The 13,886-nt window shown below is 32.8% G+C and carries 14 protein-coding genes, 1 pseudogene and 1 riboswitch; of the genes and pseudogenes, 3 read left to right on the top strand and 12 right to left on the bottom strand.

The features are described from left to right. The 4 genes from IDG60_RS27490 to IDG60_RS12380 form a co-directional block, all read right to left on the bottom strand. A partial coding sequence (locus IDG60_RS27490; protein ID WP_164826025.1) for a YSIRK-type signal peptide-containing protein occupies positions 1–152 on the bottom strand: 152 nt, incomplete at its 3' end. Between the two features lie 325 nt (positions 153–477). After that, entirely contained in the window at positions 478–789 is a 312-nt protein-coding gene (locus IDG60_RS12390; protein ID WP_000836461.1) for a rhodanese-like domain-containing protein, read from the bottom strand. Positions 790–810: 21 nt separating this feature from the next. After that, positions 811–3,228 carry a leucine--tRNA ligase gene (gene leuS, locus IDG60_RS12385; protein WP_103182736.1) on the bottom strand — a complete coding sequence of 806 codons (2,418 nt, stop codon included), beginning with the start codon at positions 3,226–3,228 and terminating at the stop codon, positions 811–813. A 287-nt stretch (positions 3,229–3,515) separates the two neighbouring features. After that, positions 3,516–4,697 (bottom strand): MDR family MFS transporter, encoded by a 1,182-nt coding sequence (locus IDG60_RS12380; RefSeq protein WP_001025067.1) that lies wholly within the window; start codon positions 4,695–4,697, stop codon positions 3,516–3,518. 109 nt (positions 4,698–4,806) lie between these two features. On the opposite strand from IDG60_RS12380, the gene mnmL reads away from it, so the two are divergent. Further along, positions 4,807–5,760 (top strand): tRNA modification radical SAM protein MnmL/YtqA, encoded by a 954-nt coding sequence (gene mnmL, locus IDG60_RS12375; protein WP_000526539.1) that lies wholly within the window; start codon positions 4,807–4,809, stop codon positions 5,758–5,760. Continuing rightward, positions 5,757–6,320 carry a tRNA 5-(aminomethyl)-2-thiouridylate-methyltransferase MnmM gene (gene mnmM / locus IDG60_RS12370; RefSeq protein ID WP_000764419.1) on the top strand — a complete coding sequence of 188 codons (564 nt, stop codon included), beginning with the start codon at positions 5,757–5,759 and terminating at the stop codon, positions 6,318–6,320. The genes mnmL and mnmM overlap by 4 nt, the downstream gene beginning before the upstream one ends. 122 nt (positions 6,321–6,442) lie before the next feature. Here the strand turns inward: mnmM and IDG60_RS12365 are convergent, their stop codons facing one another. From IDG60_RS12365 to IDG60_RS12355, 3 genes are all read right to left on the bottom strand, one after another. Then, the gene (locus IDG60_RS12365; RefSeq protein ID WP_000757543.1) at positions 6,443–6,844 is read right to left on the bottom strand and encodes a transcriptional regulator, SarA/Rot family; all 402 of its coding nucleotides are present in this window, start codon (positions 6,842–6,844) and stop codon (positions 6,443–6,445) included. 571 nt (positions 6,845–7,415) lie between these two features. Then, positions 7,416–8,243: an alpha/beta fold hydrolase gene (locus IDG60_RS12360; protein WP_000266096.1), complete on the bottom strand. Its 828-nt coding sequence runs from the start codon at positions 8,241–8,243 to the stop codon at positions 7,416–7,418. Between the two features lie 2 nt (positions 8,244–8,245). Beyond that, positions 8,246–8,365, bottom strand: coding sequence for a hypothetical protein (locus IDG60_RS12355; RefSeq protein ID WP_001790712.1), 120 nt, complete (start codon positions 8,363–8,365; stop codon positions 8,246–8,248). A 111-nt stretch (positions 8,366–8,476) separates the two neighbouring features. Here IDG60_RS12355 and IDG60_RS12350 point away from each other — a divergent pair, with 111 nt between their 5' ends. Continuing rightward, positions 8,477–9,478: a proline dehydrogenase family protein gene (locus tag IDG60_RS12350; RefSeq protein WP_001196362.1), complete on the top strand. Its 1,002-nt coding sequence runs from the start codon at positions 8,477–8,479 to the stop codon at positions 9,476–9,478. Positions 9,479–9,599: 121 nt separating this feature from the next. Here IDG60_RS12350 and ribH read toward each other — a convergent pair whose 3' ends face one another. The 5 genes and pseudogenes from ribH to IDG60_RS12325 all read right to left on the bottom strand — a co-directional run. After that, a complete protein-coding gene (ribH, locus tag IDG60_RS12345) occupies positions 9,600–10,064 on the bottom strand; it encodes a 6,7-dimethyl-8-ribityllumazine synthase (protein ID WP_001008549.1) in 465 nt (154 codons plus the stop codon). Positions 10,065–10,076: 12 nt separating this feature from the next. Next, positions 10,077–11,258 carry a 3,4-dihydroxy-2-butanone-4-phosphate synthase gene (gene ribB, locus IDG60_RS12340; RefSeq protein ID WP_001159037.1) on the bottom strand — a complete coding sequence of 394 codons (1,182 nt, stop codon included), beginning with the start codon at positions 11,256–11,258 and terminating at the stop codon, positions 10,077–10,079. Between the two features lie 10 nt (positions 11,259–11,268). Next, positions 11,269–11,901, bottom strand: a complete 633-nt coding sequence (locus tag IDG60_RS12335; protein ID WP_000493887.1) for a riboflavin synthase — start codon at positions 11,899–11,901, stop codon at positions 11,269–11,271. Between the two features lie 6 nt (positions 11,902–11,907). After that, positions 11,908–12,951 (bottom strand): bifunctional diaminohydroxyphosphoribosylaminopyrimidine deaminase/5-amino-6-(5-phosphoribosylamino)uracil reductase RibD, encoded by a 1,044-nt coding sequence (gene ribD / locus IDG60_RS12330; RefSeq protein ID WP_000077358.1) that lies wholly within the window; start codon positions 12,949–12,951, stop codon positions 11,908–11,910. A 126-nt stretch (positions 12,952–13,077) separates the two neighbouring features. After that, a riboswitch (FMN riboswitch) is annotated at positions 13,078–13,213 on the bottom strand. 218 nt (positions 13,214–13,431) lie between these two features. After that, positions 13,432–13,886 (bottom strand): annotated as a pseudogene (locus IDG60_RS12325) (FAD/NAD(P)-binding protein); the annotation flags it as partial.

Here is a 13,886-nt window from a genome sequence, read left to right as displayed (position 1 = left end):
GCTTGATTAGTATCGCTTTGTACATTATTATCCGTAGTTAAGGCTTGTGCACCATTTGGGTTTGAAAGTAATAAAACTGTTCCGATTAAAGTAGAGAATATGCCTACTTTATACTTCCTAATACTATATTTATTTTTCTTTAACAAATTCATTTCATTTTCCTCCTGGTTGTCTGTTCTCTGCTGTGTTGTTAAGAATTATGCTAAAAATATACGCTCCCTCACATTATGTTTATAGCTATATTATTTTGTACAATATTTTAAGTTCACTCAATTTTATCATCATCATTTTATAAAATAAAGTTTTATTTTATTACAATTTAGTTTCCGTTTTGTAATTAAAATCTTAATAAAACATAACAAGAACGCTTTAGATTGTTTTGTAACAGAAAGTAATTCATACCAAAAAACACCAAGCAACCGAAACGTTACTTGGTGTCATTACAAATGTAATATTATTTTAAATTATGTCACTACTTTAAATACTTTTTATTTCCAAACCTTCATCGCCCCATGCGTGCATGCCGCCTTCGACATTTACGGCATCAATGCCATTTGCCTCTAAATATTCTACAACTTTAGCGCTTCGAACTCCACCAGCACATACAATATAATATATTTCATTTTTATTAAATGAATTTAAATTATCCGGAATGGTATCCATTGGAATCAACTTTGCATTAGGAATATATCCCATTGCTGTTTCTTCGTCAGTACGAACATCAACAATTTGAACTGGTTTAGATTCAAAAAGTTTGTTTTTTAATTCATCTGTAGTAATTGACTTCATTTCAAAGTCCTCCTTAAAACATTATTTAGCTACAATATTGACTAATTTTTGAGGAACAGCGATGACTTTCATGATGTCTTTACCTTCAATACTCGCTTTAACATTGTCATTAGATAAGGCAATTTCTTGCATTTCTTCTTTTGATGTATCTTTAGCAATTTTAATTTTAGCTCTCAATTTACCATTTACTTGAACAACGATTTCTACTTCATCATCTACAAGTAGTGCTTCGTCATAAGTTGGCCAAGGTTGGTACGTAATAGACTCTTCATGTCCTAATTTTGACCATAATTCTTCACCGATATGTGGTGCAATAGGTGCTAACATTTTAACGAAGCCTTCAATGTAAGGTTTATAAACTTCATCAACTTTATAACACTCATTAATAAATACCATTAATTGACTAATAGCAGTATTAAATCCTAATGTTTCAAAGTCTTCTGTTACCTTTTTAACAGTTTGGTTATAAACTTTATCTAAAGATTTATTATTTGTAGTTACAATTTTTGAACTCAATGTTCCATCTTCATTTACCATTAAACGCCATACGCGATCTAAGAATCGACGAGACCCATCTAATCCTTTTTCACTCCATGCAATTGCAGCATCTAAAGGTCCCATAAACATTTCGTAAAGACGTAAAGTATCTGCACCATGAGACTGTACTATATCATCAGGATTGATTACATTTCCTTTAGATTTACTCATCTTCTCATTACCTTCTCCTAAAATCATACCTTGGTTAAATAATTTTTGGAAAGGTTCTTTAGTAGGTACGATACCCAAATCATAAAGGACTTTATGCCAAAATCTTGCATATAATAAGTGAAGAACCGCATGTTCTACTCCACCGATATATAAATCAACAGGTAACCAATGTTTTAATTTTTCAGGATCTGCTAACATATTTTCATTTTTAGGATCGATGTAACGTAAATAATACCAACAACTACCTGCCCATTGTGGCATTGTATTTGTTTCACGACGTCCTTTCATACCTGTTTTTTCATCTACAACATTTACAAATGAATCAATATTAGCTAGTGGAGACTCACCAGTCCCTGATGGCTTGATTTCATCTGTTTCAGGTAACAACAATGGTAGCTCTTCTTCAGGAACAGTTGTCATTGTTCCATCTTCCCAATGAATGACAGGAATTGGTTCGCCCCAATAACGCTGACGACTGAATAACCAATCTCTTAATTTGTAATTAACTTTCTTTTCGCCAGCACCTTTTTGCTCTAATAATTGAATAGCTTTAGTAATTGCCGCTTCATTTTCTAAACCATCAAGTTCACCAGAATTAATATGTTTACCTTCACCAGTGTATGCTGCTTCTTCAACATTTCCACCTTCGATGACTTCAATGATTGGCAAATCAAACTTTTTAGCAAATTCATAATCTCTGTCATCATGCGCTGGTACTGCCATAATTGCTCCAGTACCATATGTTGATAATACATAATCAGCAATCCAAATTTGTACTTTTTCACCAGATAAAGGATTAATTGCATATGCACCAGTAAACACACCTGATTTATCTTTTGCTAAATCTGTACGTTCTAAATCTGACTTTTTAGAAGCTTCTGTTTGATAAGCTTTTACTTTTTCTTTATATTCATCAGTTGTAATTGAATTAACTAATGCATGTTCAGGACTTAAGACTAAGAATGATGCACCATAGATAGTGTCTGGTCTAGTCGTAAATACTTCTACTTTTCCTTCCGTATTATCTACATCAAATGAAACTTTGGCCCCTTCAGAACGTCCAATCCAATTGCGCTGCATATCTTTTAAAGACTCAGGCCAATCTAAATCATCTAAATCTGCTAATAATTGATCTGCATATTCTGTGATTTTAAGTACCCATTGTTTCATCGGCTTACGATAAACTGGATGTCCACCACGTTCAGAGACACCAACAATCACTTCTTCGTTAGATAAAACAGTGCCTAATGCTGGACACCAGTTAACTGCAACTTCATCAACGTATGCTAAACCTTTGTTATATAACTGTATGAAAATCCACTGTGTCCATTTATAGTATTCTGGATCTGTTGTATTAACTTCACGATCCCAATCATAACTGAACCCTAATTCTTTAATTTGTCGTTTAAAAGTTTGGATATTTTTCTTTGTAAATTCACGTGGGTCGTTGCCAGTGTCTAAAGCATATTGCTCTGCTGGTAATCCGAATGCATCCCACCCCATCGGATGTAATACATTATAACCTTGCATCCTTTTATATCTTGAAATGATATCTGTTGCTGTATAGCCCTCAGGATGTCCAACATGTAAACCAGCACCTGATGGATATGGAAACATGTCTAAAGCATAAAATTTCTTTTGACCTAAGTTATCATTTGTTTTAAATGTTTTATTTTCGTCCCAATAGTCTTGCCATTTCTTTTCAATTTGATTGTGGTTGTAATTCAACACATTTCCTCCTATTCAATAAAAAAGACACCTCTAACTATTCTATTTACATAGGGACGACATTTGCCGCGTTACCACCCTATTTCACAAAAATTGTGCACTCATTTTAATAGTAAGAGATGTCATTCATTCAATTTAAAATTAATACGATTTACATTTAGTCCTTAACACTAGCTCTCAGCATCACTAGCTTTCTGTAGAAAAGCTCCAAACGAAATTAAATTATACAAATTAATATTATGTTATAACGACATTTATTTCAAGTCTATAACGTTAATTCTATTTACTCATTATGCATCTATTTTTTTAGGTTGCGTATTATTCTCCTTGAAAACCATTAATAATATTAATGCAAATACAAGTAGTAGCATCATACCGATAAACATCATGCGCATATTAAACGCATCAACTAATACACCACCAAGAAATGGACCAAATGCTTTTCCTACTGTAGCAGCTGAATTCACAAAACCTTGGTACTGTCCTTGCTTACCATCTGGCGCTAACTGATTGGCTATAGTTGGAACTGCTGGCCATACAAACATTTCTCCAAAAGTTAAAATAATCATACCGACAACAAATATTGTAAAGTTTTCGGCAAAACTCGTGACAAAGAACGACAACATAAAAATGATGATGCCGACAAACATTTGCTTCTTTAAGTTTCCTTTTAACAGATAGAGAACCGGTTTAATTAATGGTTGTGCTACTAAAATCATTATTCCGTTAATTGTCCATAAAACACTATATTGTGCCATTGAAATATTAATAGATTGTGTAAATGATGCGATTGTAGACTCCCATTGAATATACGCAACCCAACAAATTGCAAACATTGCACAAATTAGTACTAATGAAATAAATCTTGCTTTATTCTTTTTACCAGTAATATCTAAATGAGTTGGATATTTAACTTTCGCATTAATTTCAATATTAAATTGCGTTACCGCGACAAGCGCAAACACAACATACATAATAAGATTGGCTAAAAAGATATAGTTAAAGCTAAATTCTGCGACAAAGCCGCCCATTGCAGCACCGACAGCCACACCAATATTTTGCGCTAAGTATATCGCATTAAACGTTTGTCTTCCGCCATTCGGCCACACTGCTCCAGCCATAGCGTATATCGCAGGAATAATCATTCCGCCACCAAAGCCTAACATTACAAGCCATACAGCATACCAAGGCCACCCGTGAAAGAAATTAAGTAGCGTTGTACTACAAAGACAAGTGAAAGTTCCAATTAAAATCGTCTTGTATCCACCTAATTTATCAAATAGTGAACCACCTAATAAGTTTCCAATAACCATGCCAAATGAATTTATCATTAGCACTAAACCAGCAACAGTTAAACTTTTTCCAAGTTCTTGTTTCATATAAATTGTATTTAAAGGCCACAAAAAACTGGAACCAGTAATATTTAACGCCATGCCAATTACTAGCCACCAGACTGATTTAGGTATATTCATATTTCATAGTTCCTCTCTCTTTTTTGTCAAACTATAATAAACACTATAACATTAAAATATGTTAAAATCTGTACTTAGAACTCTTTTTTTATAGAAAGGAAAATGACATATGGGCAATCATTTCCAATACGCTTTTGAAAACAAACGTTATCACACATGGAATTACCATTTAAAAAATAAATTTGGACAAAAAATATTTAAAGTTGCATTGGATGGCGGGTTTGACTGTCCTAACCGCGATGGCACTGTAGCACATGGTGGATGTACATTTTGTTCTGCTGCAGGTAGCGGGGACTTTGCAGGTAATCGTGCAGATTCAATCGCAGTACAATTTAAAGAAATTAAGGAAAAGATGCATGAGAAATGGCACGAAGGAAAATATATTGCTTATTTTCAGGCATTTACAAATACACATGCACCAGTTGAAGTATTAAAAGAAAAATTCGAACCTGTACTTAAAGAACCGGGTGTTGTAGGATTATCTATTGGTACGCGTCCTGACTGTCTACCAGACGATGTTGTCGAATATTTAGCAGATTTGAATCAACGAACATACTTATGGGTTGAATTAGGACTACAAACAATCCATCAGTCAACATCTGATTTAATCAATCGTGCCCATGATATGAAAACTTATTATGATGGTGTGGCAAAATTACGTAAGCATAATATCAATGTATGTACACACATCATTAATGGCTTACCTGGCGAAGACTATGACATGATGATGGCTACTGCCAAAGAAGTTGCACAAATGGATGTACAAGGTATTAAAATTCATTTACTTCATTTGTTAAAAGGTACACCGATGGTAAAACAATACGATAAAGGTTTATTAACTTTTATGACTCAAGAAGAGTACACAAACCTAGTTGTGGACCAATTAGAAGTGATTCCCCCTGAAATGATCGTTCACCGAATTACCGGTGATGGTCCAATAGATATCATGGTAGGTCCAATGTGGAGTGTTAATAAATGGGAAGTATTAAATGGCATCGATGCTGAATTAGCACGTAGAAATTCTTATCAAGGCTTGCGTTACAAGTCTAAGGTGAAGCAATGAAATTAGAACGTATACTCCCTTTTTCAAAAACACTTATTAAACAACATATAACACCAGAAAGTATTGTTGTGGACGCAACTTGCGGTAACGGCAATGACACTTTATTTTTAGCCGAACAAGTACCAGAAGGACATGTTTATGGTTTCGACATTCAAGATTTAGCTTTGGAAAATACACGTGATAAAGTTAAGGATTTCAATCATGTTTCTTTAATAAAAGATGGACATGAAAATATTGAACATCATATAAATGATGCACATAAAGGTCATATTGATGCAGCCATCTTTAACCTAGGTTATTTGCCTAAAGGTGATAAATCTATCGTGACAAAGCCTGACACGACAATCCAAGCTATTAATTCATTGCTATCATTAATGTCAATTGAAGGTATTATTGTACTTGTTATATATCATGGTCATAGCGAAGGACAAATTGAGAAGCATGCATTGCTTGATTACTTGAGTACTTTGGATCAAAAGCATGCGCAAGTTTTGCAATATCAATTTTTAAACCAACGTAATCATGCTCCATTCATTTGTGCCATAGAAAAAATTTCTTAAGCATTTGCTGCGCTATACTATTTATAATTTAGGATTGAGTAGTCAACATTTGAAAAATTAATACCAACAACAACAAAAAGAGGTTTTCAACTTAATGAAAACCTCTTTTTATGCTATTAAACTTACACAGCAATAATTGCGTTTAAACTATTTTGCATTGCTGTTGCTCTACTTGCAATGGCATCACTGATGAAATTCAACAACTCTACTTTCTCTTGTTGTAACTTTTCATTGAAATGAATAATAACTGTTCTTTCATCGTCAACAGGACGCTCTTTGTAAATCCATTCTAATTCAACTAAATTATTATACGTTCTCGTACGCTTATACGGTTTAACTTCAACAAATCTGTCCATTTCTTTAAGCGTCATAGAACCTTTTTGCCATAAAGTTAGTAAAATTAAAATTTCTTCTCTAGACATTTTGTATTCGCTTTCAATCTCGCTGAAAATTGAGTTAATGTCACCCAAAAGTGTTTCTAATTGCAAAATCCCAAATACAGTGTCGTTATTTACTTTTTTCATGCTAAACATCTCCCAATTAATAATCACATATTTAGCTACCATACAAGTATTAACAAACATCCCAACAATCCCAAAACTTGTATGTGCTAACTTATGCATAAAACTACAAGTGTAAATAAACTTGCTTTCTATTCAATTGTCAAAGTTGAATAAAATTAAATAAGTATAAAAACCAATAATCAATAGAGTTAATATTTAGAAATAAGATAATAGTACATAAAACAAATCACTCTATTACATATTAATTTTATAATTTATATACAAAGAAAATATATCAATATTACCATTAAATTGCAACAATTCTACATATATTTCTTCAAAAAAGATACGCATTGAATTTTTATTACATATAACTCTCATGAAAATTGATTAAACTAAATTAATTAGTTAGCCTTAAATTTAACAAATTAAATCAAACCGAATGAGGCTAAATTGGTTATTTTTCAAGATATGATTTGTATAAATCAAAACATTTCTTACAAATCAAATGTGTATAAAATGTGATATACATTCTCAACCTTAAAAAAGTAAAAAAAAAGATGAGCATCTACTGTCTCATCTTTTTAGAATATTAAATTTCTACAATTTCGTCATCTTCAACAATAAAGCCCATTGTATTGACGCTGTTATTTAAGAAAGTCAGAATATAACGCATTACTTCATCACGTTCTGGCTCATTGTGAACCTCGTGGTAAAAACCTTGCCAAGCTTTAAAATATAATTCAGGTGTTTGATATTTTTCTTTAAACTCATCAATTGCCCTAGTATCAACAATTAAATCCTTCGTTCCATACATTAATAGCGTTGGCATTGGTTGAATGTCATGAATATGAGCCATCGTATCTTTCATCGTCTCATTAATTGTATTATACCAATGATACGTTGCTTTTTTTAACATTAAACCATCGTTAACTGTTTCTTCAACAATTTCTAAATTACGTGTTAAATCTTTTGGTTCTACACCAACATTAAAACGTGTGTCTTTTGAAATTTTACCTATATTTGAAACAAGTTTATCTTTACGATTTTTTCCATTCTTTTGAAGTTCTAGCATAGGAGAAATTAACATCATCCCCTCGATTGGCAATTCTACTTTTTCAAGTAAATTTAATAAAATCAAACCGCCAAGTCCTACCCCTAATACATAAGTAGGAATTTTATATTCATTAGCTATCTTTAACCAATCTAGCAAACTTTCGTGATACGTTTGAAAGTTTTCAATTTGTCCTTTATTAGCTCTTGAAGTTTGACCTTGACCAGGCAAATCTCCCATAATCACATGATAGCCATTTCTTCTTAACATCGTAATAACATATGCATATCTTCCCGTATGTTCTAATATATTATGAGCAATAACAACGACGCCTTTCGCATCATTTTCAGCTTCCCACTTCCACATTATTATACTGCCCCTTTTTCATTAATCTTCAATAACATAATTATAGCAAATTCACTATGTAGATTTCTATTTATAGTATTATTGTTGTCCATATTATTATATATAAATGAAATCAACATCAATGATAGTGTAATTATACATAATTATTTTTGATTGTTTTTGATGAAAACGCTTTCTCGAATATTTTTTTCATGCTAAACTTATTGTAAACACAAGGGTTTGGAGGAGTAGCAATGGCACTATTAAAGAATTTTTTTATCGGATTATCTAATAATAGTTTTTTAAACAACGCAGCAAAAAAAGTGGGCCCACGTTTGGGCGCCAATAAAGTCGTTGCCGGAAATACAATTCCAGAGTTAATTAATACAATCGAATACTTAAATGACAAGAATATCGCTGTTACGGTAGACAATTTAGGGGAATTTGTCGGTACAGTTGAAGAAAGTAATCATGCTAAAGAACAAATTTTAACAATTATGGACGCGCTTCATCAACATGGCGTAAAGGCACATATGTCTGTTAAATTGAGTCAGTTAGGTGCAGAATTCGACTTAGAATTAGCTTACCAAAATTTAAGAGAAATTTTACTTAAAGCAAATACTTACAACAATATGCATATAAATATTGATACTGAAAAATATGCTAGCCTGCAACAAATTGTTCAAGTTTTAGATCGCTTAAAAGGCGAATTTAGAAATGTTGGTACTGTAATTCAAGCATATTTATACGATAGCCACAAATTAGTTGATAAATACCAAGATTTACGATTACGTTTGGTTAAAGGTGCATATAAAGAAAACGAATCAATTGCATTTCAATCTAAGGAAGACGTAGATGCAAATTACATCAAAATAATTGAACAACGTTTGTTAAACGCACGCAATTTCACTTCAATTGCAACACATGACCATCGCATCATTAATCATGTAAAACAATTTATGAAAGAAAATCACATTGAAAAAGATCGTATGGAATTCCAAATGCTCTATGGTTTTAGATCAGAGTTAGCAGAAGAAATCGCAAATGAAGGCTATAATTTCACTATTTATGTACCTTATGGCGATGATTGGTTTGCGTATTTTATGAGAAGATTAGCAGAACGCCCACAAAACCTATCTCTTGCTGTAAAAGAATTTGTGAAACCTGCTGGCTTAAAACGTGTTGGCATAATTGCAGCTTTAGGAGCTACAGTTATGTTAGGTTTAAGTACAATTAAAAAATTATGCCGTAAATAGAGCATGGCATAAACAATAATTTAGGAGTCTGGAACAATAATCAATGTTCTAGGCTCCTAAATGTTATATTGGCAGTTCTGAAACATTTATAAATCTTTGATTATGAACTCACAACAGCGCTCTATGCTTTTATAGATTTTAATAAATTAGCCATTTCAATTGCACTTACTGCTGCTTCGGCACCTTTATTACCAGCTTTCGTACCTGCTCTTTCCACAGCTTGTTCAATACTTTCAGTCGTTAAAATACCAAATATGACTGGTACATTAGTTTGATCATTTACTTTAGAAACACCTTTCGCGACTTCATTACAAACATAATCATAATGAGACGTAGCACCGCGAATTACGCATCCTAATGTAATTATTGCATCATAATTTCCTGATGAGGCTAATTTTTTAGCTACTAAAGGAATTTCAAACGCACCAGGAACAAATGCTACATCAATATTGTCTTCATTAACATCATGTCGAATCAAAGTATCTTTTGCACCTTCAAGTAATCTTCCAGTGATAAAATCATTAAATCGACTAACTACGATTGCAACTTTCAAATCTTTTCCAATTAATTTACCTTCAAAATTCATGTTAAAGTCCTCCTATATTAAATGACCCATTTTTATTTTTTTCGTTACCATATAATCATGATTATGTACCGTTTCTGGTACGATAACTTCAATTCTTTCTGCAATATCAATGCCATATTGTTTTAATCCCTCAAATTTACTTGGATTATTACTTAATAAATTGATATGTTCGATGTTAAAATATTTTAAAATCTGTGCAGCAATATGATAATCTCGTAAATCTTCATCAAAACCTAATGCTAAATTTGCAGTTACTGTATCATATCCTTGCTCAATTAATTCATATGCGCGTAATTTGTTTAACAATCCTATGCCACGACCTTCTTGAGGTAGATAAATAATCATGCCACCATGTTCATTGATATACTTCATAGACGATTCAAGTTGAGCACCACAATCACAACGTTGACTATGGAAAATATCGCCTGTAAGGCACGCAGAATGTAAGCGTACATTTTCATGTTGTCGAATTGCACCTTTTGTCAGTACAACTATCTCTTCATCTGTGTATGTCGCTTTAAAACCATACATATCAAATGTTCCGAAATCTGTAGGCATTTTCACTTTTGCCTTAAATTCAATTTCTGGTTCTAATTTTTTACGATATTCAATTAAATCATCAATCGTAATCATCTTTAATTGATGTTTTTCTTTAAAATTTTGTAAATCTTGTCCTTTCGCCATCGTGCCGTCATCATTCATAATCTCACAAATGACACCAGCGGGCTTGGCACCAGTAAGTTTAGCTAAATCAACAGCCGCTTCTGTGTGTCCATTTCTAGCTAATACGCCTTTATCTTGTGCTACTAATGGAAATAAATGACCAGGACGATTAAAATCTTTAGCTTCACTACTAGGATCAATGAGCTTTTTGGCAGTCAATGTACGTTCATAAGCACTAATTCCTGTTGTTGTATCTACATGATCAATACTCACTGTAAATTGCGTACCAAAGATGTCGGAGTTATCATCAACCATTTGTACCAAATCCAAACGTTGTGCAATATCTTTAGACACTGGTGCGCATATTAATCCCCTTGCTTCTTTCGCCATAAAATTAATGGTATTATCGTTCATCCATTCAGTAACCGCTACTAAATCACCTTCATTTTCACGATTCTCATCATCTACTACAATAATTGTTTCTCCATTTTTTAAAGCCATTAAAGCACTGTCAATATTATCGAATTGCATGCTACCCCTCCTAAAAACCAAATGCTCTTAATTTATCTACAGATAATTGGTCTTTATCTTTATTTAAAATATTTTCAACATATTTAAACAAAACGTCTGTTTCTAAATGTACTTTATCTCCTAATTTTTTGGATGATAAAATCGTTGAACGCCTCGTTTCTGGAATAAGATGAATGTCAAAACTGTTATCATGCTTATCAAATACCGTTAGACTTACACCATCCACAGTAATAGACCCTTGCTTAACTAACTGATTATTAATATGTTGGCTACATTGAATCGTAATAATTTTGGCATTGGCTGTTTCATTTATTTTTGAAACTGTTCCTAGTTCATCTACATGACCGAGGACAAAATGTCCACCAAACCTACCGTTACCACTCATGGCACGCTCTAAATTTACTTCTGATTGTCGCTTAACATCTGCTAAATAGGTTTTATTTTCAGTGCTTTTAATTACTTGAACAGTAAAAGATGTCTGATCAAAATCAATCACTGTTAAACATGCACCATTAACACTGATGGAATCACCAATATGCATATCTGCCGTAATCTTATGTGCTTCGATTTCAATCGTCCTGACTGATTGACGAATTTGAACACTTTTAACGACACCTATTTCTTCAACGATGCCAGTAAACATGCATCATCACTTCTTTCGTAAAGTTAATTTAACATTTTGATTTAATAACTCGGAATGAACAATTTCAAATTGGTTCGCATCTGGTATCTCAATCACATCATTTGTTTGATAAAATTGATAATTTCCAGATCCGCCAATTAATTTCGGGGCATAATAGAGAATAAATTCATCTATATAATTAGATTGGAGAAATTCTGAAGTAGTGGTTGGACCTGCCTCGACTAGCAAAGTTCCAACTCCTCTTTTATATAAATTGTGAAGAATTGTTGTTAAATCACAAGACTTCAAGTAAATAATTTCAATATGTGTTTGATTGCTTGTTAAATTTGGATTTTCAGTATATATCCAAATTGGTGTTGATTCATCTTGATAAATTTGCTGATTAAAATGAATATTCCCAGACTTAGACAATATTACTTTTATAGGGTTTTTTCCATCTTGAATACGTGTAGTATATTGTGGATCATCTAATTCAACTGTACGTCTTCCAGTTAACACTGCGTCGTGTCGATGTCTTAACTTATAGACATCTTGTTTAACCTCTTTGTTAGTAATCCATTGACTTTGTCCATTATCATTCGCTTGTTTACCATCTAAACTTGCAGATACTTTCACTGTAATTTGTGGCAGTTGCTTTGCTTTTGCTTTAAAAAAGTCTTGGTATAATTGTGATGCCCGTTCATCATCAACGCATTCAACCTCAATACCGTGAGCCCGTAACGTCTCATCACCATGTGTGTCTAACGAATTGTCTTTTGTTGCGTATACTACTTTTGCTATCTTACAATCAATAATTTTGTTAACACAGGGTGGTGTTGAACCAAAATGACTACATGGCTCTAACGTAATATAAATCGTCGCACCTTCAGCATTTTGTTGTGCCATATCAAGTGCTTGAACCTCCGCATGCTTGTCACCTTTTCTCAAGTGTGCACCAATACCAACAATCCTACCTTCATTAACTACAACAGCGCCAACGGGTGGATTAACACCTGTTTGACCTTGTACCATATTTGCAAGTTGAATCGCATAATCCATAAATTGACTCAAATGATCACCTCTATAAACAAAAATCCTCACATCATGAATTAAGATGCAAGGAGAAAAATTTATCGTTAAATAAGCCTATTTGTACACATTTTTACAAATACGCTACATTATCTTTGTCGATAATTAACATTCTTTCTCCCATCCAGACTTTAACTGTCGGCTCTAGAATCTCACTAGATCAGCCACTAATATGAAACATATTAGCAGGTCGCAGGCTTTATTTACTGCCGGTTGGGAATTTCACCCTGCCCCGAAAGAATTATATATGAAATTGTTATAGATTATTTGAGTACGTAGTATGTCAACTACATTTAAAATGATACTATATGTTTTCTGAAAAAACAATTAATGACGGTTTTAATTTAATATAATCTGAGTACTATAGGCATCTCATTGATATGATTCTTACTAACAGACATTAAAATCAAACCTTCAATTCGTCTCTATAGAGCGTTCTCTTTATTATCTTCTAGTTACAAATTATTGATTGTAACTGCGCTGTTGTTGCTCATTCGATTCTAAAGCATCATATAATTGAGATACTGTATGCGCAACTTGTTCTACTATCATTTTCACACCATTTCGTAGTTTATTAACACCGTTTGTCATTTGACCTATCGCAATCATATTTGTTAATGTTCCAAACCTTGGACTAATAACTTGATTGGTTTCCGGTATGATTTGTATGCCTCCCATTGGATGTGCTTGTACAATTTGTCTATTTTCAAGATTTTTAATTAATTGATCATCTTGATCCAATTCATTTAAATGACTTTTTGCACCTGTCGCGTTAATGACAACATTATACATGTCTACTGATTCTTGGTTTTTGTATGAAAAATAATACAACTTGCCATCATGTTTCACATCTTCTAAATCTTTTTTCAAAATTAAAGACTTATTTTCTATTAATTCAATAATTAGTTCAGCAGTTC

It is taken from the genome of Staphylococcus sp. EG-SA-2 (assembly GCF_017152085.1).
Note: the sequence above shows the minus strand (reverse complement) of the source record. Positions and strands in the feature narration are given on the sequence as shown.

What these genes read in the sequence shown, in the direction of transcription:
- ribH (WP_001008549.1), bottom strand. Translation starts at nt 10,064, where the DNA reads ATGAATTTTGAAGGTAAATTAATTGGAAAAGATTTGAAAGTTGCAATC.
- mnmL (WP_000526539.1), top strand. Translation starts at nt 4,807, where the DNA reads ATGGGCAATCATTTCCAATACGCTTTTGAAAACAAACGTTATCACACA.
- IDG60_RS12380 (WP_001025067.1), bottom strand. Translation starts at nt 4,697, where the DNA reads ATGAATATACCTAAATCAGTCTGGTGGCTAGTAATTGGCATGGCGTTA.
- IDG60_RS12350 (WP_001196362.1), top strand. Translation starts at nt 8,477, where the DNA reads ATGGCACTATTAAAGAATTTTTTTATCGGATTATCTAATAATAGTTTT.
- IDG60_RS12360 (WP_000266096.1), bottom strand. Translation starts at nt 8,243, where the DNA reads ATGTGGAAGTGGGAAGCTGAAAATGATGCGAAAGGCGTCGTTGTTATT.
- IDG60_RS12390 (WP_000836461.1), bottom strand. Translation starts at nt 789, where the DNA reads ATGAAGTCAATTACTACAGATGAATTAAAAAACAAACTTTTTGAATCT.
- mnmM (WP_000764419.1), top strand. Translation starts at nt 5,757, where the DNA reads ATGAAATTAGAACGTATACTCCCTTTTTCAAAAACACTTATTAAACAA.
- ribB (WP_001159037.1), bottom strand. Translation starts at nt 11,258, where the DNA reads ATGCAATTCGATAATATTGACAGTGCTTTAATGGCTTTAAAAAATGGA.
- IDG60_RS12335 (WP_000493887.1), bottom strand. Translation starts at nt 11,901, where the DNA reads ATGTTTACTGGCATCGTTGAAGAAATAGGTGTCGTTAAAAGTGTTCAA.
- IDG60_RS12365 (WP_000757543.1), bottom strand. Translation starts at nt 6,844, where the DNA reads ATGAAAAAAGTAAATAACGACACTGTATTTGGGATTTTGCAATTAGAA.